Source organism: Okeania sp. SIO2C9 (assembly GCF_010672455.1).
GTDB lineage: Bacteria > Cyanobacteriota > Cyanobacteriia > Cyanobacteriales > Microcoleaceae > Okeania.
Genome location: NZ_JAAHGO010000079.1, coordinates 1 through 23,236 on the forward strand (window position 1 = coordinate 1; position 23,236 = coordinate 23,236).

At 36.6% G+C, this 23,236-nt stretch carries 18 protein-coding genes and 1 pseudogene; 9 read left to right on the plus strand and 10 right to left on the minus strand.

All coding sequences use genetic code 11. The features are described 5' to 3' along the window. The first annotated feature begins 766 nt into the window (after positions 1-766). The 3 genes from F6K23_RS33425 (at position 767) to F6K23_RS33435 (ending at position 3,765) form a co-directional block, all read left to right on the plus strand. Positions 767-1,123, plus strand: coding sequence for a hypothetical protein (locus F6K23_RS33425; protein WP_293164336.1), 357 nt, complete (start codon positions 767-769; stop codon positions 1,121-1,123). Between the two features lie 13 nt (positions 1,124-1,136). After that, positions 1,137-1,931: a YdcF family protein gene (locus F6K23_RS33430; protein WP_293164339.1), complete on the plus strand. Its 795-nt coding sequence runs from the start codon at positions 1,137-1,139 to the stop codon at positions 1,929-1,931. Between the two features lie 1,591 nt (positions 1,932-3,522). Continuing rightward, positions 3,523-3,765, plus strand: a complete 243-nt coding sequence (locus F6K23_RS33435) for a hypothetical protein (protein ID WP_293164342.1) — start codon at positions 3,523-3,525, stop codon at positions 3,763-3,765. A 159-nt stretch (positions 3,766-3,924) separates the two neighbouring features. On the opposite strand, the gene F6K23_RS33440 is transcribed toward F6K23_RS33435, so the two are convergent. Next, positions 3,925-4,146, minus strand: coding sequence for a ferredoxin-thioredoxin reductase variable chain (locus tag F6K23_RS33440; protein ID WP_293164344.1), 222 nt, complete (start codon positions 4,144-4,146; stop codon positions 3,925-3,927). Between the two features lie 517 nt (positions 4,147-4,663). After that, positions 4,664-6,625 carry a PP2C family serine/threonine-protein phosphatase gene (locus F6K23_RS33445; protein WP_293164346.1) on the minus strand — a complete coding sequence of 654 codons (1,962 nt, stop codon included), beginning with the start codon at positions 6,623-6,625 and terminating at the stop codon, positions 4,664-4,666. A 306-nt stretch (positions 6,626-6,931) separates the two neighbouring features. Between F6K23_RS33445 and F6K23_RS33450 the strand changes: the two genes are divergently transcribed. Both F6K23_RS33450 and F6K23_RS33455 read left to right on the plus strand, forming a co-directional pair. After that, positions 6,932-7,396 carry an NfeD family protein gene (locus F6K23_RS33450; RefSeq protein WP_293164349.1) on the plus strand — a complete coding sequence of 155 codons (465 nt, stop codon included), beginning with the start codon at positions 6,932-6,934 and terminating at the stop codon, positions 7,394-7,396. Positions 7,397-7,425: 29 nt separating this feature from the next. After that, a complete protein-coding gene (locus F6K23_RS33455) occupies positions 7,426-8,394 on the plus strand; it encodes an SPFH domain-containing protein (RefSeq protein ID WP_293164351.1) in 969 nt (322 codons plus the stop codon). A 181-nt stretch (positions 8,395-8,575) separates the two neighbouring features. Here F6K23_RS33455 and F6K23_RS33460 read toward each other — a convergent pair whose 3' ends face one another. Further along, entirely contained in the window at positions 8,576-8,959 is a 384-nt protein-coding gene (locus F6K23_RS33460; protein WP_293164354.1) for a Fur family transcriptional regulator, read from the minus strand. 81 nt (positions 8,960-9,040) lie between these two features. Between F6K23_RS33460 and purS the strand changes: the two are divergent. Both purS and purQ read left to right on the plus strand, forming a co-directional pair. After that, positions 9,041-9,301, plus strand: a pseudogene (gene purS, locus F6K23_RS33465) (phosphoribosylformylglycinamidine synthase subunit PurS); the annotation flags it as partial. A gap of 379 nt (positions 9,302-9,680) precedes the next feature. Then, entirely contained in the window at positions 9,681-10,370 is a 690-nt protein-coding gene (gene purQ / locus F6K23_RS33470) for a phosphoribosylformylglycinamidine synthase subunit PurQ (protein ID WP_293164357.1), read from the plus strand. A 293-nt stretch (positions 10,371-10,663) separates the two neighbouring features. On the opposite strand, the gene F6K23_RS33475 is transcribed toward purQ, so the two are convergent. Both F6K23_RS33475 and F6K23_RS33480 read right to left on the minus strand, forming a co-directional pair. Continuing rightward, positions 10,664-10,954, minus strand: coding sequence for a Mo-dependent nitrogenase C-terminal domain-containing protein (locus tag F6K23_RS33475; RefSeq protein WP_293164411.1), 291 nt, complete (start codon positions 10,952-10,954; stop codon positions 10,664-10,666). A 1,498-nt stretch (positions 10,955-12,452) separates the two neighbouring features. Next, entirely contained in the window at positions 12,453-12,605 is a 153-nt protein-coding gene (locus F6K23_RS33480; RefSeq protein ID WP_293164360.1) for a hypothetical protein, read from the minus strand. A gap of 846 nt (positions 12,606-13,451) precedes the next feature. On the opposite strand from F6K23_RS33480, the gene F6K23_RS33485 reads away from it, so the two are divergent. Continuing rightward, on the plus strand, positions 13,452-15,146 hold the full coding sequence (locus F6K23_RS33485; RefSeq protein WP_293164363.1) for a tetratricopeptide repeat protein: 1,695 nt from the start codon (positions 13,452-13,454) through the stop codon (positions 15,144-15,146). Positions 15,147-15,480: 334 nt separating this feature from the next. Here the strand turns inward: F6K23_RS33485 and F6K23_RS33490 are convergent, their stop codons facing one another. Beyond that, a complete protein-coding gene (locus F6K23_RS33490) occupies positions 15,481-15,651 on the minus strand; it encodes a hypothetical protein (protein WP_161565052.1) in 171 nt (56 codons plus the stop codon). 845 nt (positions 15,652-16,496) lie between these two features. On the opposite strand from F6K23_RS33490, the gene F6K23_RS33495 reads away from it, so the two are divergent. Next, on the plus strand, positions 16,497-17,348 hold the full coding sequence (locus tag F6K23_RS33495) for a lysophospholipid acyltransferase family protein (protein WP_293164370.1): 852 nt from the start codon (positions 16,497-16,499) through the stop codon (positions 17,346-17,348). A 700-nt stretch (positions 17,349-18,048) separates the two neighbouring features. Here the strand turns inward: F6K23_RS33495 and F6K23_RS33500 are convergent. The 4 genes from F6K23_RS33500 to F6K23_RS33515 form a co-directional block, all read right to left on the minus strand. After that, on the minus strand, positions 18,049-18,540 hold the full coding sequence (locus F6K23_RS33500; RefSeq protein ID WP_293164373.1) for an ureidoglycolate lyase: 492 nt from the start codon (positions 18,538-18,540) through the stop codon (positions 18,049-18,051). 1,023 nt (positions 18,541-19,563) lie between these two features. Further along, positions 19,564-19,914, minus strand: coding sequence for a photosystem II reaction center protein Psb28 (gene psb28, locus F6K23_RS33505; RefSeq protein ID WP_293164376.1), 351 nt, complete (start codon positions 19,912-19,914; stop codon positions 19,564-19,566). A gap of 631 nt (positions 19,915-20,545) precedes the next feature. Beyond that, positions 20,546-22,156, minus strand: a complete 1,611-nt coding sequence (locus F6K23_RS33510) for a cobyrinate a,c-diamide synthase (RefSeq protein WP_293164379.1) — start codon at positions 22,154-22,156, stop codon at positions 20,546-20,548. A 214-nt stretch (positions 22,157-22,370) separates the two neighbouring features. Continuing rightward, entirely contained in the window at positions 22,371-22,814 is a 444-nt protein-coding gene (locus F6K23_RS33515; protein WP_293164382.1) for a globin domain-containing protein, read from the minus strand. Between the last annotated feature and the right edge of the window lie 422 nt (positions 22,815-23,236).

A 23,236-nucleotide genomic window follows, 5' to 3' on the forward strand; every position in this document is an offset into this window, starting at 1 on the left:
TAAGTCTGTCCCTACAGGTAACAATAATTGTGAGCTGATCTCCTCGCAATAGTCTGTCCAGTATGGCTCTAAGACCTTTTCGTTTGAAGTTGAGTCCACTGCCAATGTCTTTGATAACTTCTGCTTCAATAGCGACTGCCATAAGTTTTTCAAATTATAGCGGTTTTCAAATAGATAGAAGAGTACACTGGCCAAAGCATTTTTCGGCAGTCCTGCAACGGTAATGGTATTGATTGAACTTGGGACCAATTACCTAATGATGTCAGCTGTTACTACCTCAGCTCCAATTAAAAGAAAGCGGTCGAGAGATGACGAGGAGACCTCGCCATATCCAATTGACCAAGAGAGAGGATGTATTTCGGTTTATTTCCTACCGCTACTTTGACAAAAAATATGTTAAGAACAGCATCAAACCCTTATATAGTCTAGGTTTTACATTTAACCAACCTTTTTCCTGATATATCTAGGTTTGAGCCATTGTTAGCCAGAGTAACGTATTTCCCTTGCCCCTACTAGCTTTGAAGGCATTTTCGCTGTAAAAAATATCAAAGTACCACTACTCACAGTTTTTTCCACTCCAGGTCTTCCCATCTACCTATCTCTCCTAAACTTCCTACTGTCGTGCGCAAAAAAAAATTTGTAGTCTACTTAAATGAAAAGTGCTTTAATGGGGTGGGACTTCTCACGTTATCAATGTAAATATCCTGAATTAAGCAGACTTGATATAATTTTTCAAACATCAATCACTTAATGCCTTGGCCAAAGCATGAATAAATCATCAATATCAACAGGCTTAATTGCAGGAATAGCAGTTTCTCTATTTTTCAGCATTAGCTTTAGCCTACTAGAATATACAATAAAATTAAGTATTGTATTGGGTGTAATTGCAGGCATTTCTGCTGGTTTATTAGGGTATTGGTCACAAATAGAATCAAGACCAGAAATTCCAGAGAAAACAAATACTGAACCTATAGATTCCCCAAAACCACCAAAACCACCAAAACCACCAAAAACATGGCCTAAAACACCTAGAGAACGTAGCGGTGTTTCTATCTTAAGTTGGTTTTCAAGGTCAAGTCAAGTTTCTTCCAGAAGATATCAAAAATCTCGAAAAAAATACTAATCTTTGACTTCTAATGTTTTTGTTTTTTTCTAAATTACTCCCTTTATTTATCTATCCTTTGGGGTTATCTTGCTTGCTAATGCTGATAGCTTTTATTTTATTGTGGTGGTATCCTAAATGGTCAGCATTAGTAATTTTTCTGGCATTTACAGTAACATTTATGTTTAGTAATTCGTGGATTTCTCAAGGACTTATTAAATCCTTAGAATGGCAAAATTTACCGCCGAAAGAATTACCTTCAGCAGAAGCAATTGTAGTTTTAGGTGGTGGAATTAAACCTGCAAATTCACCCCGACCTTGGGTAGATTTTAGTGAAGCAGGCGATCGAATTTTACATGGAGTAAGATTATATCAGCAGGGTAAAGCACCTTTAATGATATTAAGTGGGGGTAGAGTTGATTGGAAAGATGGAGGGAACCCCGAGTCTGGAGATATGGCAGAAATTGCTGAAATTATGGGAGTACCAAAAAAAGCAATTTTACAAGATACTGATTCTTTAAATACATATCAAAATGCTGTTAATGTTAAACAAATTTTAGATAAAAATAACATTAATGGCACTGTCTTGTTAGTCACTTCAGCACTGCATACTCCCCGTTCTATGTTGGTCTTCAAAAAACAGAAAATATCAGTAATTCCTGCCCCAACAGATTTTTTAGTTACTGAAAGAGATTTACAAGAAATACAAGATACTTGGCAAGGTTTTCTGTTAAATATTATTCCTGATGCTGCAAATTTACAAAATTCTACTAAAGCTTTAAAAGAATATATAGGTATAATAGTATATCGTCTGCGAGGGTGGTTATAATATATTTTTTTTGTAGTCAGTAGTTAGAATAGAATAAAGGATTTAATATATAGCAATATTATCTGAATTGCAAGATATTGTGGATTTTTAGGGAATAGTCAATTCAGTTATCAGTTATCAGTTAGCCTCTTTACAGAGGAGCTAGTGGGACTTACACAAAATAGAAGTAGAAAATAGGCTCAAATATATATAGAACCCATTTGATATTTATATAATTATGGTAGCCAAGTCTTTTCGCCCATCAATGAGTGAGGAAAAATCTGAAAAGGAGTGTTGAATTTTTTGTATTATTTCTCCCCACATCTTCCCTCCTCCCTCTTCCCTCCCCCTCCTGGGAGGGGTTAGGGGTGGGTTTTCTCCTGTCTCCTGTCTCCAGTATAGCTGTCTCCTAGCTAGAAAAATTTAATATTTATGAAGATACGATCAGGGCTTCTATAGGGTTTGCTGATTAAATCTCAAAGCATTGACTGATATTGGCTTTAGTCTTTTTAGGGTCGAAAAAAGTGTCTGGTTTTTGGTGCCTCAAGCTCATGTATGTGAGCATTTTGGGCAAGAGTTGGGCAGAAAAATCAAGGGACAAAACATCCAACTACCTCCTCTATAATTCCCATTTCTCCTGACTTCTCCCTTGACCAAAAGACTTTTTCAGAAAACCCTATATAGGAAAAGGCTTTTACGTCAAAAAGCAGAAATCTTTAATTACCAAGGGTTCTAGGGATTTTTAGTGTATTGACGCAATTTCCTGATCTAGACTGACTCTCAGCCATTTTTTGACCATAAAATAAAATTTTTAAGTCCCACTAGGCTATCAGTACCTCCGGCTATCCCTTACCCATAAGTCTTGAAACACTTGTGGGGAGTAGGGGAGCAGGGATCAAGGGAGAAAGGAGAAAAAATCATAGTAGCTAAGTAAAACTACTGAAGTTGTCAAAAAAAATGTATGGAAAAATATATTTTTTCTCCCGAAAAAGCCGAGCCAAGACTAAATAATAACTCGTCTATTTTGTCAAGCTTTATGTTAAGAAAGATGTGGGCAATGGATAGGGCTTAAGCAGGAGGCTTGAAATTCTGAATTTTCTTTCCCTTGGTTGATTGGATATAGCGAGGAGACCTCGTCATCCCACTCTTCGGGAAGCTCCGCTTTTTCCTGCGGAATGCTACGCAAACATGTTGGCGACAGCCGTTAACGTTCGCGCCCTTCATTCCGATAGGAAAGTTGTGCGCCAGCAAAACGAGCGCTTTTTATCCCCTTAAAAGGGGCAGGGCTAATTCTTTGCCTGGGGAGAATATTTACAGCTCTATATTTTTGGTTAACTAATCCTAGCAAAATGTACGAAATTTCAAAGGATACAATTTTTCTAAGGGTGACAATAAATTGACCCTGCCTTAAAAGGGGAGACTTAAGACCTTATTTTTTTGTCAACAGAGAAAAAATATTGCACAGTTATACAAGATGCTTTTAACAATTTTTAGAATAAACAAAAGGTTTAATCTTTATATCAACTTATGTATTTGAATTAAGGGATAAAATATACAATTTACCCCTTCTCTGTTCTTTCTTACTTATCTTGACTATTTAGGAATAAAATCAATGCCTCCAGAATTAAGAAGCATCTTTCCAGAAACAAATTCACCTGCTACAGAAATTTTTCAAATTTCTCAAACTACTCAGGAATTTTATCAAGAGGTAAAATATAGAGAAGATTTTCAAAATTATTGTCAGTGGTATTATGAGATAGCTGAACAACACCAAAAAGAACTACAAAAAATGCAGAGCGATATTAATATTTTAGGTTTTTTCTTGAAATTAATTCACCCTAAAGTCAAAAAATAGGAACATAAATGGGGACAATGCCCCATAAATCCTATTCAGTATTCACTTTAGGTTATTCTATAGCAGTCGAAACAAAGGGCGCGGACATATCAAAAGCTTAAAACTCAGACAACGCCAGATTTTTCCTTCTTCCTTCTTCCTTCTTCCTTCTTTCTTCTGCTATATAAGTTCTAATTCCTCTTCTTTAAGATGAACTTTAAGTTTTGCTGTAAATTTGACAAGAATTGGCATATTAGCGCTAACTGGTCTGCCCTTCCATTCATTTACAATACCAATAACTTCTCCCTCCTCATCTTTAAGATCGAATGGTTGTCCTCTATTTTCAGGATGAATATAAACAACAACAGATTTATTAACGCGAACACGATCGCCTACTTTCATATATTAAAACCTTATACTATCATCTCCTAGAAATTTAACTAGCTCTGGGCTAAAAGGTTTCAGCTATCAGCTTGGATTGAAATCCCCGACTTGTAGAAGCCGAATAATTTAAGAGGGGTTTAAATCCCTTTTTAAATTGTATTTCTCTCAGTTTCAGTATAAATCTAAGCTGAATGCACCAATTGCTGTTTGCGTTTGCGTAGCATCCCGTAGGGAAGCATTCCAGACCGAAACGCTTTTTAACTAATGTAACTCCAAGAATAAATTACACTAGCTTTAAGAATCTTCCTATTCTTTCATAAAACCAACCTTAAATCTACATCAATTTCACGTTGAACAATTTTTTAATCAACTATAGAGATAATATTAAAGATAAAATTACTATCAATTAATCTATATAGCAGTCCTATTTGAGTTGTGCAGAAAATATCTTGGAGCTAGGGGACAGAGAACATTGAAAAGAGGTAAAAAGAGCGACAAAAATTAGTATCTCAGCTATAAGTCCAAAATTGAACATTTAAGAATCAGGAGAAACAGGAACTTCCGCAGGCTGAGGTATCATTGGACTTTCCCAAGATGCAGGAGCATCATTAGGATTTGAGCGAAAATTTTCCCAATTGCGCCACACTGCTACAACTGCCCCTACAAATAATATCAACAATAAACCAACCATAAACATCCAGGGTTTTAGCCTTGGAGAATTTGGTATGGCCTCCACCTCAGAATCAGGGTCAGGGTCAAGGTCAACTTCAGGTTTCAGCTCCGAAACATCATCATTATCATCACTACTATAAAGAAGTGCTTTAGAAGCTTCAGATAATTCTGGCATTACCTCCTTTTCCAGAGGTATTGCTGTAGGATTATTCAATAAAATCAACTGTTCTGGAGAAATACGATAGTAGGCAAGCACCACCGAAGTATTATCGTGACCATTTTTATCATTCGCCAACTCAATCAAATACTCAACTGCCTGCTTGAGAGAAAATTCACCTCGAAAAATCCTAGAAGTATACTCAGTCCAAGACTTCTCAACCCAATCATTATCACTCAAACCATCGGAGCACAATAGCAATAAACCCTCTTCTTCAATCAAAAATCTTTGAATAGTTGGCCGAATAAATTCCCCATCCCTCGTACCAAGAGCTTGAGTCAGGGCACCCGCATCACGACGTTGTAATGCCTGCCAATACAGACAATGACCAAGACGCGTCTCCCTAGAAGCCACATCATCATCCACAGTCAACAATTGACAAGTATTTTTAGTTAGCCAATAGGCACGACTATCTCCCAAATTAGCTATGTACAATTCATGGGCATTATTCGGATTTGATTCTAGAGAAGGTTTAACCTGTTGGGGCAACTGTAGCGCCATGACTAATGTTGTGCCCATACGTTGTCGGGACTCTCTTCCTTGTTCATCATTCTCAGTGGCAATCATGTTATTGACTACCCTAATAATTTCCTCAAGTTGTTTCATTACCAAATCTGGCGATGTTAAATCCTGTTGTTGGGCTACTTCTGTCAATAGATTTTGAACTAATCTTTTAATGGACTGTACTGCTAGTTGACTAGCTACCTCTCCGCCATCATGGCCACCTACACCATCACAAATCATTGCTAAATGGGGCACTAACTGATTACTAACTAAATCTTGTTCCGTTGGATAACAACAATCTTCATTATGGAGACGCACAGGCCCAGTATCCGTAGCCCCTACTATTTCCGCATTTAATGGTAATTTGGCCGCCTGTTCCAATAGGAGTTGGTTCAATTTAGGGGCGATCGCCTCTAGAGATTCCCCAATGTCCCCAATCATTTGACAAATTTCTTGCAATGGCTGTTGGATATGAGGATGAGCAGTAGGAATCAAATTAGACCAAAAAATCCTTAAATCTCTATGTTTAGTGTTCCGGTTTTGTAAGTCCAACTCTAATAGTCGTAACCGCCAACCTTCGACCCTTAAACTATTTGTCAAAAGACTAAAAGCCATGCGCTCTTTTGATAAAGGTTTCCATAACTGCATCATTTGCCATAACCAGTAAACTTGACGTACAGGAGTTGCTGTAGGCCAAGCCTCTACAAAAGCAGGATACAACTGACCTTGAGAGTCTAGAGGAACATTGTCTAACAACAGAATATCTCTAGGATAAGCTTCTTCTCCATATTGATAAAAACCATATACCCCTGGTGTATGGAGTTTATAGGGATATAAATGTAAATATGGCGTTATATTATCTGGTAACTCCTCATACATAAAAGGAGGTTGAGCAGGTTTAGTATCCAGCCAAACTTGTGGGGCTACAACATAGTAGCGATCGCCCAGAAACTCCCCAACAGGAATCTCAACTCCGACATCAACAGCCCATAAATAGCGATAGATTAATTGAGTTTGGCAAGCTTCGCACTCTTGGCGACCCCAGGAATTGGCAGGATAAGGACAGTTAATATTTGGGCAATGAATTAGTGGGGTAGAAGACATTTTATTAACTCAATATTTAAAAATTAAAAATTAAAAACTAGAATATAAATATTAATTTGAGAATTGATATAAGGAATTGTTTTTTTCGGTGTTGATAAATAATTTAGGAGGGTTCCAAACTGACTTTCTTTGTGTCAAGACGCAAAGATATGTTGAGATAGGAGTTATCTTCATAAATTTCAGAATAAACTAAATTATATACTTGACTATTTGTCAAGAAATAATTTTAGGTAGTGATGAAAGCAAACTACAGTAATTTTACTGAAAAATCACTCATAAATTTAACCTCACCACTCCCATTTATCCATGCTATTAAATCCAACGATATTTTGGTTACTGGCTGGGGCAATTCTTTGTTTTTTAGAACTCCTCGTACCCACAGCCTTTGTTGAATTTATTATGGGACTGAGTGCCTTTGTTGTGGCAGGAGTGTCCCTCTTAATTCCTAGTATTAGCGTACAAGTGGCCTTGTGGATGATTTTTTCTGTAGCTTCTATTTTTGCCTTCCGTCGTCTGCTGCCCAATCATACAGTGGCTACTATTGCAGATGCTCAGGAGGCAGAAACTTTAACAGAAATATTACCAGGCCAGCCTGGTCGAGTAATTTATGAAGGTAATTCTTGGCGGGCAAAATGTGACGATGAAAGTGGCACGATCGCTGCTAATGAAAAAGTTATTGTCGTTAGACGTGAAGGTAATACTTTATTTGTACTGCCAGAAAATTTATTAAATTCTTCAGTTTATCTCCCTCACCAAAGTCAATTGAGATAACAACTAATTAGATAATTAGGAGATTAAAAATGGAACAGTTTTTTTTGTTAGTCTTTTTAGCTTTAGGTGGTTCAGGTTTAGCCGGAAGTGTCAAAGTTATTAATCAAGGAAACGAAGCTTTAGTAGAAACTTTAGGTAAATATAATGGCAGAAAATTAGATGCTGGTTTAAAATTTGTTATCCCATTTTTAGATAAAATTTCTTATCAAGAAACTATTCGGGAAAAAGTATTAGATATTCCACCTCAACCATGTATTACTAGAGATAACGTAGCAATTAGTGTAGATGCTGTGGTTTATTGGCGGATTATGGATTTGGAAAAAGCCTACTACAAAGTCGAAGACCTTAAATCTGCAATGGTTAATCTAGTTCTAACTCAAATTCGGGCAGAAATGGGTAAATTAGAATTAGACCAAACCTTTACAGCTCGCACAGAAATTAATGAGGTATTACTCAGAGAATTAGACATTGCTACTGACCCTTGGGGAGTAAAAGTAACTAGGGTAGAATTACGAGATATTAGCCCTTCAAAAGCAGTACAAGATTCTATGGAATTACAGATGACTGCGGAACGGCAAAAACGGGCAGCAATTTTAACTTCAGAAGGGGAAAGAGATTCTGCAATTAACTCTGCCAGAGGTAAGGCCGAATCACAAGTCCTTGATGCCGAAGCTCGTCAAAAAGCAACTATTTTAGAAGCAGAAGCACAACAAAAAGCAATTGTACTTAAAGCTCAAGCTGAACGTCAATCTCAAGTATTAAGAGCTTCTGCAACTTCTGAAGCATTAGCAATTATTACTAAAACCCTCCATCAAGACCCCAATGCTAAAGAAGCACTTCAATTTTTATTGGCTCAAAACTATTTAGATATGGGTCAGAAAATTGGTAGTAGTGACAGTAGTAAAGTTATGTTCATGGACCCCCGAAATATTCCAGCAACTTTAGAAGGTATGCGTTCCATTGTGGCAGATGGCAAAAATTCAGTTCAAAGTCAGTAGAATTTTTTGGCTTTGCTCATCGGAACTGTCTCCTGGCAGGAAGCTTTATGGGGTATAAATTCCCATCATCACCCCCGGTGTCTACAATTATTTGGGGTTATTAAGACATGAAGTGGCCGGTCGTTGACTATCCCCATGCAATTGATTCTGTCTCCAGTATAGCTGTCTCCTGACTCCTTCTTCAAGTTAAAGTGCAGCGGTCACAAAGTCCAAAAAACTCTAAAGTGTGATAAAAAATCTTAAATTTGTGGGACTTCTGTAATTGATTTTCTAAATTATGGACAGGACATTCATTAATCGGAATAGAAGTCCCACATTTTACACAGGTCAAATGATGTTGGGCTTGCTGCAAGGAACTATACACAGATTCGCCATTGGCCAAAGTCCGGACAATCACTACCCCTTCTTGTTTGAGGGCATCTAAAGAACGATAGACTGTTGCTAATCCCAGAGGTTGGTCACATTCGCGCAGTGCTGAATAAATATCCTGAGCAGATAGCGATCGCTTCTGGATTTTTAATAGCTTCAAAATGCGCTCTTGAGACCGGGTACGATTGGATTTCATGGCCAACTTTGTTAACTATAAATATAACTTAACTGATAATATCTAAACGTGTTCAGTTGAAATCTAAGATTTTTTAATCACGTGACAAAACAATATCAGGCACATATATATGTTACCCTAAGACCATCTGTTTTAGACCCTGCTGGTACTGCAGTTAAATCTGGGTTGGCACAGATGGGATATGAAAATGTAGAGCAAATTAGAATTGGTAAATATATTGAGTTGATGCTTCAGGCAACTGATGAAGCAAAAGCTAAGGAACAACTAGAATTAATCTGCGATCGACTATTAGCGAATCCTGTCATTGAAAATTATCGTTTTGATTTAATAGACATCTCTAGAAAAGAGGCAACAGGCAACAGGCAACAGCGGTCAGACCCCGCGACGACGCCAGTCGCAAGCGGTCGGAACCCGCGTCGGCGTCAGACGCAAGGGAACGCCGACCAAGAGAGGGAATGCTGACTCCTGTGAGGCAACAGAGAGAAATAATTGATAATTTCTGGATCAGAGTTGATTTGATTTTTGATTTTTGGAGATGTTTAATGGAAACTGTCAAAGAAGGTGCTAGGTTTTAGGTGGTAGATTTTAGGTGAAACTGTGGACATCAGTTCTGACAGTGGAGTTTTAGACCTAGTTGCTAGTGGATAGTACTCTTGAAAAATCTGCAATAACACCTGAAGTCTCACATCTTCGGAGTATAGCAACTATCATTGAAATTAATATGAAATTTGGTATTATTGTGTTTCCTGGTTCTAACTGCGATCGGGATGTAGCTTGGGTCACTCAAAATTTATTAGGTCAACCAACTCGCATGGTTTGGCATCAAGAAGAAGATATTTCCGGTCTAGATGTAATAGTTATCCCTGGAGGTTTTAGCTATGGCGACTATCTCAGATGCGGAGCGATCGCTCGTTTTTCTCCAGTCATGGCAGCAACTGTTGCTCATGCGCAAAAAGGTAAGTTAGTATTAGGTATCTGTAATGGTTTCCAGATATTGACAGAAATAGGACTATTGCCAGGAGCATTAGTCAGAAATCAGCAATTAAATTTTATCTGCGATCGAGTTCCGGTCAAAGTAGAAAACTCTGATACTGCTTGGACATCTACTTATACAAAAGGAGAAGTGATTCGTTTACCAATAGCTCATGGTGAAGGTCGTTATTATGCTGATGCAGAAACGTTGAAAGAATTAGAGAATAATCGTCAAATTTTATTTCGTTACTGTACGGAAAATGGTGAAATTAGTCAAGTAGCTAATCCCAATGGATCTCTTAATAATATTGCTGGGATCTGCAACCGTCAAGGCAATGTGTTGGGAATGATGCCTCATCCAGAGAGAGCATCAGACCCAATGTTAGGTGATACAGATGGCATCAAATTATTTAAGGGATTATTAATGGCTGTGGTTTAAATTTAGCTACAGTCAAGTATCTCATAGCTTTCCCATAGAATAAAAGTTGATTTCAATTGATTAATTTTTAACTGGGAAAGCTTTGCCTTTTCGGTTTTCGCCAACATAAAAAGCGGTCATTTCAGTTATAAGTTAGCCTCTTTACAGAGGAGCTACACCATCAGTTATCAATTAACAGTACCTCCTGCAATAGGGAGGTAAGAAAATCCGAAATTTCCTTTTTTATCCCCTTTCAAGGGGAGGCTTTGGACCTAATTTATTGGTGAAAATGGGCTTGATTATTGCTTCCAAGACTAGCAGTATGAGGTAACATCTTCTCCACAAATATCCGCTAAATAACACAAAGCTCTAAACCTCAAACCAATTAATTCATCATAAAGAGGGTTAAGTTTGCACATGGGAGGAATATGAAACAAGATATGACCAAAAAAAGTGATATCGCGCTCGAAAGGGCACTGACTGGGAATTAACTGGCACAGAAATCTTGCTAATTTGGGATTGTTAATTTCTATATGATCTAGCCATTGTCGCAAGGGTTTTAATGGCTGAAATTTAGGTACTGTAGTATACATACGAGCAATCATAGTATTTAGAATGTTAATATTTTGGGGCTTCATCCATACCCCTGTTTTTACCAGATTTTGCATAGTGTCTCGAGACTGCTTCATAAAGCTGATACAAAGGGTCACATCGAGTGACAGCTATGATGTTTACTTCCTGCTTCTTGCGGAACTGTCGGCAGCACTCCGTCCACAGGCATTCACGGTAAATAAAGCCGACCGCATATCTTGAGTGTGTCTTACATTATGAGAAGACCTCAGAATTACACACTCGCTTTCTCAAATTAATACTTGCGTTTAGGTCTCTATAAGAGTTCTACAGTGAATTTTTTTACTTTACCGGAAAGGTAATATGTCAATAGTCATGATCGATTAATTTAATTGGCAAAAATCAAAAGTTAATTATCTTTTCCCTTATGGGTTTAAGACTTCACCATCTACACGCTGCAAATGCGCTTGGTAGGGTGAGAATTCCATAGGTCGCATTCTTCTTCAAGATATTGACTTTTGATTTTCCAGTACAATTTTTCCTCACACACTAATGTGGAGAGGTCTAAGTGACCAGAGGGGTTGATTGCAAATAGTCTGAGGATGCTGTAAGTAATTTTTACTGTCCTCAACAGCAGAAGTATTCAGACTAAATTATTTTCCATGGCATCAACAAATTTGATATACTCCCGACGTTGCGCTTACGCGACCACAGGAGATTTTTCAGCCCGGGAAACCCTGACCGCAATTTTGACAGAGGTGATGTCCTCCCCCTGTATTAAAATGATCCGCAGTAATATATTTGAGAGACCTACTACTTAAAGTCTCTAGTTCCAATTTTCAGAACAACATAAAGAAACATCTAAGATTGCTGAGGCAAATAAATTTGCCTAAAAATAGGTTAGTTATGCTTTTAAGCTCTTTATTTAAAAGTGAATAATAGCTAACCTGTTTTTGCCACCTATTTGATTGTTACACCAATCGAGCTAATTGTCGCGTCTTAATCATTCACAAGTATAAATATTATATATAAATTTAATTAGTTTTTCTTATTTTAAAGCTATTGAAAAAAAATAAAATATATGGTATTTAATGTAGTTAAAGAAATTGTGAGTGTTGTCCCTTGCCCAAGTGTAGAATCGCAGATAATCTCATCGCCATGTTCTTCTGTGACAATTTGATGGGCAATACTGCTGATGCAACGCTCCGCGTTAATGTAGTTGTGCGCTAGCAAATGCCATACCTAACCTTGTTTTTTTCTTTTGTAGTGAAACTTTGCTCAAATCCTCTTTTGTTTGCGGTCTTGATGTTATATCAAACCCAGTTGAACAACCTCACTTTAATTTAGTAGTCAGTAGTCAGTAGAGGATACTAAACCCTTAAACGTTGAGTATTGCTAGAAATTTTACTATTCCATATAGGTCTCACATTGGATCTATAGTAGTCGCCATTACTGTATTTGATTATCAAAAGCTTAAAACTCAGACAATGCAAGATTTTTCTTTTTTCCTTCTTCCTTCTCCTATATATGCAATTAAACAGATTTGATATTACTCAAAAATAGTTTGCTTTCAGAATTAGGTAGTCCTGCATGGTAATGGTGAGGATATATATTTTTTAATTTTTCCCACACTCCCCATCTCCCCAAATTCCCCTCCACCGGAGGGGTGCGCGGGTGGGTCCCCATCTCCCCACACTTCCTTTACCATTACTATGCACCACCACCCAGAATTATACTATGTCTGGATGATTAAGTTAAAAATGTTCTATTGAAGCGATATTGAAGTAATATCGCAAATTTGTGCTCCGTTTCCAGTGTGCTCACTTGAATTTACACCTAGGATTTACGACCTCAGACCTACGACCTAAGAATTTTGGTAGTGCGTCAAGGAAGTGTGGGAAGTGTGGTCTGGGTGGGAAGTAGAAGGAATCACTGTACCTGTATCTTTTTGTGCAAGTCTGCCACTGATCATAGCTTTTATGGTCTGATCTCAAATCCGGTTAAACAGTTATAGATTGGTTAACTCAACCATGAGACAGTCCTCACTCCTCAGCAGGAGAAAGAATCACAAACATTTATTAGTGATGACGATTCGAGATTTTTTTTGATGTCCAATTAAACGGATTTGATCTTAAAGGCTGAAAAATTTGCACTTTTTTCCCGACAAAAATCTAAAAAACTCACTCTTGACAGTGCTATAGGATGATTATTGACCAGTCTTACTTACTTATCCCACACTTTACGCTCTGCACAACCAGAATTTTATTATAACTAATTAAACGGACATGATATTACTTCACTTCACACAGACTTTTTAATATAGCAGCGAGGACGAAGCACTTTTGCTGTTGCTATTCTAAACTCCTGACTTCTCGACTATCGCTTTTCTAAACCTATAGTTTACATTTTGTTCTGAAGATATATAAATATATAGATTAGTGAAACTTAGACCATCTAGGTAGATTTTAAATAAATGTACAAGATATAATACTATTTTTAGATAGACTCTATCAAGCTTAAGGAAAAAAAATTATGACCAAAACTGATTTTAAATCATCCCAAAAATTGACACTTTTAACAACATTAGACAATACTAATAGCCAAAACATCTCCGGGTCTAACGGAATTTTTAGTATATTTTCTGCATTTCCAGAATATGACCGTGGCAACAGAATGTATAATATGGGCAGATACGAGTCAGCCATATCCTACTACGAAAATGCCGTTAAAATCAAGCCAGACTGGGCTATAGGTTGGTTAAAACTAGGTCATTGTTTCTATAAACTACAAACATATGAACAAGCAATAGAAGCTTATAAGCGATCGCTATCTATCAAGTCAAACGATGATGATGCTTGGAATTGTTACGGTGTTGTATTATCTAATTTAAAGCAGTATGAAGAAGCGATCGCTTGCTTTGACAAAGGAATAAAAGTCAACCAAAATAATTATGAACTCTGGTACAATAAAGGTATTATTTTAGCTGAATTTAAACAGTATAAAGCTGCCATTCACTGTTATAAAAAATCACTAAAAATACAACCGATGATGGGAGAAATTTGGTATGCTCAAGGGCAAGCTTTATTAAATGTAAAAAAATATGCTGAAGCATTAGCTGCTTATGACTGTGCTGTAAAATTGCAACCTGATAATTATCATATTTGGTTAAATAGAGGATTAGCTTTAGTTGAAACTTACCGTTATGCTGAAGCAGTAGCTAGTTACGACCATGCAATAGAATTACAGCCTGATAATTATTTAGCTTGGTTTAACCGAGGAATTGCTCAAAGTAAACTACACAAATATCACGATTCAGTCTCTTCTTTTAATAAAGTAATTAAATTAAATCCAGATGATTATGAAGCTTGGTTTTATAAAGGATTAGCTTTAAAAAATCATTGGAAAGAAGGAGGAATTGCTTGTTTTGATAAAGCAATTAATATTAATCCTAATTTACCGGAAGCTTGGATTAGTCGTGGTCATACTTTATTAGATTTATTTAAATATGATGAGGCATTAGAATCTTTTAATCAGGCAATTACAATTAATTCTAATTATCCAGAATCTTGGTTAGGTCGAGGCAAAGCATTCATGGCACTTAGTAAGTACAATGAAGCTCTTATTGCCTATGGGAATGCTATTGCTACCCAACCAGATTTTTTAGAAGCTTGGAATTTTCGAGGAGAAGCATTAGAAAAACTCCAGCAGTACGAAGCAGCATTAGCCGCTTATGATAAAGTCATAGAAATGAGTGTAAAACAAGGAGTTTCTGTTGCTAAAGTTGGTTTACAAAGAGGAGCTGCTTTAGAAAAGTTACAAAAATACTCTCAAGCAATAGCAGCTTATGATTTGGTCATAGCTAAACAGTCTGATAATTTTGATGCTTGGTTGCAACGAGGATTATGTTTAGCAAAAATGGGAAATGATCGAGAGGCTGCTATGAGTTATAATCGAGCTATTAAGATTTGGCCTAATAATTATCAAGCTTGGTCAGAACTAGCTACAATTATGGAAAAGTTAGAGCAGTATGAAGAAGCGATCGCTGCCTACGACCAAATAGTTTCTTTAAGACCAGGTAATCATCAAATATGGTTTAAAAGAGGATTAATTTTGGAAAAATTAGGAGATATTCAAAAAGCAGTTATTTCTTACAATATAGCTTTGGAAATTAAGCCTAATTACCAAGAAGCACTTAATAGAAAAAATCAGTTAAGAATGCAAGGTTAATTGAAAAAATGTTGAGTATACTACCCACCTAAAAAGAATATTAGGTGGGTTTAGCAAAACTAATTTAATTTGGCTTTTTTTAGTTTCTGACATATTGTATTCATCTGCCTAATACCAAATTCAAAAAAGGCAGTTACATCTTAATTTGTGATTTATTCCTAAAATAAAAAATTATAAATTCCATAAATTATCAAATTTCCACCTTTTTTCCTCTTTAATATTTATGTTTTTCTTTCTCTGTTCCCAGCTCCGGTGTTCCCTGTTCCCTGTGTCGTCACGCTTTGCAATATTTTATGAAATTGGTATAAAAATACTTGCACTACAGAATATTTAGTTATGAAGCCGTATTATCAATAGTATTGTTGTTTTTAGATTTATTTTCCTGCAATAAATCTGCCCAAGACCAAGCAAAACTGACAATCATAGCTTTAGCTATTGCATTCATCTGTTCTTTGTTATAACTTTTGGGAATTTGTTGTGTTTCTTTAGATGTATTATTATTCATTTTGATTAATCTCATAAAATTAAAATCCATACTTATAGATACAACTTCTATTAACTCTTTTCCGTAAAAATATAACTGTGACAAATAATAAACTGGATAGTGATATATATCATCAAAAATTTACCTAAATATCAGTTTATAGATTGTTCTGAATGTAAATTTATTTAGAGAAAAATGTCTTAACTGTACAAAATTATTAAAGTAGGGGTTTTGCACAAATAAAGTAGAGAAATTACGAAATTTTGAATACTGGGATTATGCCAATTAAAAATATGGTTAAATACGGTTTCACAATCAGCTAAATCCTGTAATATCATGTTCGGATAATTACTTATAATAAAGTTTTTGTTTGTAGTTGGGCTTTAGCCCTTACAATGCTTAGTATTAGGACTAAAGTCCAACTACGAGCCTAATTATAACTGTTCTACCGAACATAATATAAGATGGCTTATTTATGAAATAGAGAGGACACCGGATATCAGAAAAATTATCAACCTTTTATCAACTGGAGTTATACTAAATCCGGTTTAGATACTATCTTTAAATTGCAGGGATAATAGCATATAACTAAAGTTTTCAATAAAAATAGGATGATTTTTAGGCATTGGTATAATACCAATTGATCGAAGAATATTATCAAACCAATAGGGAGGTTTAATAGAGCCTCCGTACAAAAGAATTTTATTTGTTTAGATACAAATACAAAAGCCTACATAGTCTCAACTACATATTTATAATTCTCACCTTTTTGTTCTTAATTTCCTTGTCTTAACATTTTTTTTATAGATGCTCTCTAATTCTAAGATATAATTATTAGGATTACGATTAAAATAACAAATTCATAGATGCCAGTGTTTACTGTCAATAAGCAAAACTCTCGTCAACCTTATGATGGTTGGTCTTTAGATGACCGCGATCCAGAAGTAATTAAATCTTTGATGCCATTATGGGAATGGTTTTATCGTTATTATTTTCGAGTTCAAACCGATGGGTGGCATCATATTCCTAGAGATGAAAAAATACTGATCGTTGGATCTCATAATGGTGGTTTACCCGCTCCAGATATGCATATGTGTATGTATGACTGGTTTAAAAGGTTTGGTACAGAGCGTTTGGTTTATGGACTTATGCACCAGAATGCCTGGTCAGTTTTTCCTACTACTCCCTTAGCAGTACAATGTGGAGCAGTTAGGGCGCATCCGAAAATGGCGATCGCTGCTTTCCAAAGAAATGCCTCTGTGGCTGTTTATCCTGGTGGTGGCCCAGATGTTTTCCGTCCTCATTCTATGCGAGATAAAATCTATTTTGCTGGACGTAAAGGCTTTATTAAGTTGGCTTTGCGTGAAGAGGTACCTATTGTGCCAATGATTTCTAATGGTGCCCACGATACTTTAATAGTGCTGGCAGATGTTTATGAACAAGTGAAACAGCTCCATGAATGGGGTTTGCCTTGGTTATTTAGTCTCGATCCAGAAGTGTTTCCTATCTATATTGGATTACCCTGGGGATTAGCTATTGGGCCTTTACCTAATTTCCCTTTGCCAGTAAAAATTAATACTCGGGTTTGTCCTCCCATTGTGTTTGAGCGTTATGGACGTGAGGCAGCTAGCGATCGCGATTATGTTGATGCTTGTTATGAGCTAGTTATGACTAAAATGCAACAAGAATTAGACCAATTAGTGTTATCAACTTCATGATTTAGTATTGATTTCATTGCCCAAGAAATTTTAGCCTTCTCCTTCTGAACAAAAGACTCTGGTATTTAACAGGGAAAAGTTATTCGATATGGAGTAAAATCCCAATTACAAGTGGAGCAATAATTAACTTTATTCTTCAGTATATTTCGTATGACATATCGGACATTGATTCATATTATTTAATTCTTCTTATTTATTATATAAAATCCGGATAATTACTATATCCAAGTCATTGCTACTGGAACGGATGGAAAGCAAGCAATCTCAGGGTTTTAGGATATTGCTTCCTATCTTTGCAATGACTACTGTTAAACCGGATTCTATATTATACCCAATACTGTTGCCGACAACTTGTAGATAGTCCACGAAATCAACCTATTTAAATATCTTGTGGAAGAGAATTTAGGAAAACTCCATGAAATATCCCTACAAGAGTTTCATAAAAGGAGAATAATCTTGACATACTCCCGACGTTGCGCATAGCGCAACAACGCGGGATTCTTACATTATGAAAAAAATGACCGCTATTCTGACAGAGGTGATGTCCTCCCCCTGTGTTGACCTTGATGATAACATGCATACCTCCTAGCTTGTCAAGGGTATAGGAAGGTTTTATTTGTGGAGGTATCCGACTCTTTGCCCAGGCTTTCCCATCCCTCCGCTCCCCTTCGGGAGAGCGCGGGACTTCCCACCAGGGAAGTTAAATAATTTCCAACTCTAAATTATGACTTTTAGCAAAGTTGTGAGTAAAATGATCTACCTCATTTGTATCACTCAATTCTAAGTTGTAAAAATCTACAAATTCATAATCTGAATATGGTCCCGCGTGCCAGGTTCCCACCTCTAATTTAATAAAACAATTCCCGGGAATTTTAAAAGCAACTACATCTTCTAATTTTGGTGCATTCTCTACACAAGGAGAAGCAACTGCCATTAACCATTCCTTACCTTCTAGGGAACCCAAACATTGAGTACATTTTATATGACGAGTAATTTTAGTAAATTTTCGGTCTTTTCCAAATAACCGCATAATATAGAATCGTGGCGTACCATTTTCTAAATTTAATTGAGCATCGTCTTGGTCATATTGTTTATCATTTCCTGTTGCCCAAATTACTTGTCCAAAAGGTCGAAAATTCTCTGGTGTAATTTTTTGGGCAAACAGTTGTTTAACTACTATTGATTTACTCATTTTTGATTTTGATCAAATTTATAGTAGGGAATAGGGAATAAGCAACAGTGGGAAAAATATTTCCCTGTCTAAGGTTTATTATCATTATAAGCCCTAACCAACCCATTCTTTGCTATAACTATACAAATTTTTTTATCTTTTCTGTGGCAGGTTTAATACTAATGCTCTACCTGACAAGGGATGCTTAAAATTGTTTGGGGTTATAATATCATGTCCGGATAATTAGTTATAAAAAAACTTTCTCCTTCAACTCCAGTTCTTCTTCTTTCTTCCCTCTTTCCTCCTGACTCCTGACTCCTGACTCCTGAGGACTCCGTAGTTATTTATTTATCACTGTTCAACCGGACATGATATAAGACACTAAAGTCGCGTGTCGTTGACCAAAAAGTAAGGTCAATAGCTTCATTTTTTAAGGGGATGACAAAAAATAAACTTCAGTATTTCGAGTCTCCTACTTTATGAGGAGGTACTGATAACTGATAACTGATAACTGAAATGACTATCCCCATACTTCTTCCTTCTTACTTGTTCAAAGTTACTTAATTAGGGCTTGCTGATTAATCCTAAAACCATTGATAGTTCAATAATGAATAATTAATAATGAATAATTAATAATGACCTCTTCTTTTCAAGGAGAGGATTGACAAAGAGATGAAAATTTTTATTCTCTTGGTCGATTGGATATGGCGAGGAGACCTCGCCATCCCATCCTAACGGACTGCTCCGCAAACGACCGCTTATTATCCCCTTAAAAGGGGAGGCGCATACCCACAATTTTTCGGTAAAAGTTTTAGCCTTATTTAATTCTCAAGGGGTGCGCTTTTTTAGTCTAAAACCTTCAAAAAGTTAGCATAAAAGGCAAACCTTCGGACAGAAAAATTGAGGAACAATTCTTACTCCTACCTCCTCGCTCCCAAGCCATTTCTCCTGTCTTCCCCTCCACGGTCGGGGGAGGGGCAAGGGGTGGGTTGTCTCCTGTCTCCTGTCTCCTAACCCTACCAAAAAGCTTTATGAGCGCAAACCCTAATTAGACTTAAACTCAAAACCATTCGCCTCAGCATAACGGTTTAAAAATCGCATCACTCTCTCAAAATTTTCCTCTGATTCTACTTCAAAAGAACACTCTACTTTAGAAAAATCACTTTCATCAGCAGACAAAAATTTAATCCCACTAGGAGCAACTTCAATATTTCCTTCCTCGTCTTTCAACCATAATTTATTTATTTTATTAGTGAAGGAACGAAAACTTTCTGTAGCTTGAAGACGGTCAAACATCAGTACAACTATTTTTGTGTCAGAGTTACGACGTTTTCTCAGACTAACTTCTGTAATTTTCTCATTCAATCCTTCAATAAATTCCACAGATACTGTCATTTTATTTCTCAAGCTGAATATTAATATTAAACAGTGATTATTTTACCAAAAAAAAGTAGAAAGTGAGGAATATAGCAGTCGAAGGAGAGATTATATTATTTCTATATTTTATTGAGCAGGGGAGTAGGGACGTTGCATGCAACGTCCCTACAGAGAAGTAATATCATGTCCGAAGGCAATCGTTTGTGTAAAAGTTGGCGTGGATATTTGCAGGAAATTTAAGTTTTTTTCTTGCCTTCCGGAGCTGTTGCCTTCCGGAGCTGTTGCCTATTTACTATACAAGACCGATGCTACCGGACATGATATAAACATACAGCATACTCCACTTTGTTGAGGTACACCCATCGCGGGCAAGATGCCTACACTACAATACATTTAACAGGACTTACGCATAATATAAAATCTGCTTGAATACTTATTAGAGTTGTTGGGAGAGATAGGGGAGTGGGGAGATGGGGAGATGGGGAGATGGGGAGATTGAATATTGAAGTAATTATAGAATTATGAATATACACTGTATAACCGAATTCTATATAAGGTATGAAAAATTAGGATTTGAGATTGCTTTGCTGTCGGTCGCAATGACGGAAATAGGTTGTACTGCATAAGTAGTTGGCAAAAAAAATTAACTTCAGTCTTTCCTTTTTCCCTCTTCCTTCTTGCTTCTTCCCTCTTCCAAATAATTAATAAATCGCTGAGGAATATCTACCCTACTCCCCCAATGAATATGAAGATAGGAAGCATGAAGTTGATAAAATTTCCAACCTTCAACAGTTGCTTTGCTTCGATTTTTATCCTCATCAATTCGCCACATTTTGTATAGATGTCTTTCAGGTACTTCAGTTAATTCAGAACGATGAAATTCATGTCCATAAACTTGTGTATTTGCCGCTAATAAAGGAGTATCTATATTAGTAATTGCTTGCCGATATCCTAACTTTAAATTTTTACCCATTACTGCTGTCGTTGGTAAAATTCCTACCATCTTCCAAGACTTACTATTAAAGTCAATAATTGCCTGAGATAAATACATCAACCCACCACATTCAGCATAAGTTGGCATTCCAGAAATAATTGCTTTCTCAACAGCTTTTCTCATTAAAATATTTTCGCTTAACTGTTGGGCAAAAACTTCTGGAAATCCACCACCAAAATATAAACCTTCTACTCCCGCAGGTAAATTTTCATCCTTTAGGGGACTCCAAAATACTATTTTTGCTCCTAATTCTTCCAGAATATCTAGGTTGTCTTGGTAATAGAAATTAAATGCGCGATCGCGAGCTACTCCTATCAAAAATTCCGACTTTTTTTTCTCAACATTCTTGACATTTGATAGTGAAAAATGTATAGTATTATTAGGGAGAATTTGTCTAGATAAAAAGTGCTGATACTCCTCATTCTGAATTTTTAAAAGTGGTAGTAATTTCTCCCAATCAAAACAAGTTTTTGCCAAGTCAGCTAAGTCATTAATTAAATAATCTAAATCTGGCATTTCATCAGTAGGAAGTAAACCCAAATGTCGGTCAGGAATAGTAATATTTTGATGTCGTCGCAGTACCCCAAGTACAGGTAAATTTATAAATTTAAGGGAATTTTGAAGTAACTGTAAATGGCGATCGCTCCCTACCCGGTTGAGTATCAAACCAGCAAAATTAATAGTAGGGTCAAAAGAAATCAAACCATGAGCGATCGCTGCCACAGAAGCTGATAACCGACTACAGTCAAGCACCAATAATACAGGTACATTCAGCAATCGAGAAATATGAGCAGTAGAAGCAAAATCAGGAAAGCAGGTATCACTCTCATCTTCTACCCCCCTTTCTAAGGGGGGACAGGGGGGATTGAAAACAAAATTAGGAAAACACCCATCACCATCATCTTTTTCCCCTTTTTTCAACAAAATACTATCATACTCATCTTCTACCTCCCTTTGTAAGGGGGGCGAGTGGGGATTGAAACTTACCCCATCAAACAAACCCATCACCCCCTCAACCAAAGCAAAATCAACATCTTGAATATTTCGTGCAAAACATTGTTGCACATAAACCTCAGAAGTCAACATCGGGTCTAAATTCCGACAAGACTTACCCGTAACATATTGATGAAACATCGGATCAATATAATCAGGTCCCACCTTAAATGATTGCACCTGCAAATTTTGCCACTTTAAATAAGAAAGTAGAGCCAACGTAACAGTAGTTTTGCCAACCCCACTACGCTCTCCCGCAACTATTAAACTCAAGATCTCCCCCGTCTTTTTAACTAAAAAAAATGGGCATTGCTGAATTCAGGTATGAAAGTAGATTTATAGGGAATAGGGAATAGGGAATAGGGAATAGGGAACAGGGAACAGGGAAAAGTTAATATTAACAAGTCGTTCAAACCATCCAAAATCAAAAATCCCAAATACAAAATTATCAAATCATACCCAGAATCAGCAACGCCAAAAATTGAAATCACGAAACACTTTCCTCTTCATAAATTTCATGCTCTCGTTGAATAAAAACCTCTGCCAACGCCTGATAAGCTTCTGTCCAAGCAGATATAACTTCTGGCGTAGCTGCCTCTCCCAAAACATCCTGCATAGCTTGCAACATACATTCTCCCACCACTGGATATTGTTCCGGTAGTACATGAGTTTGCACATGACGGTGAGCAATTTTTTCAACCATTGATTTTAGACCAGCCAAATTATCAATATGAGCAGCATAACTATAGACTGCAGTAGCTAACTTTGCAGGTTGAGATCCATCAGCTTGAGCAGACATATCAAATTGCGATTTGATTTCAGGATGATTTTCAAACATTATTTCATACATCCGAGTAGTAATTTGCTTTCCCTGTTTTTTCAGCACTGGTGCGGTAGATTTGACAATATCGATTGTTTGTTGACTAACCATATATTTTGTTAATAATTTTATACCAACATAATTTTACCTTTCGATAATTTGTTATCGAATTAAATCAACTTTTTCTTTATACATAGGGTTTGCGTATGGAAAGTCTTTTTGCTCGGGTAGGCAGTAGTTAGGACCTAGTGCCGCTACGCGGAAGTTAGAAGTCAAAAGTCAGAAGTCAGAAGTATTGATTGGTAAGGCGGTTGTGCATCACTAAAGTGTGGGATAAGTAATATCATTTCTCAAAAAGAATGCTATATATGATTGGGTGGGGAAGTGTGGGAAGTGTGGGAGGTGTGGGGAGAGGTAGGGACGTTGCATAAGGGCGTCCGTACGAAAAATCTATACTAACCGACTAATAATTGTCAAAAACAGACTTTTAATCTTAGTAACTATTGAGGTGTTGAAGTATAGCTGAAGTATAG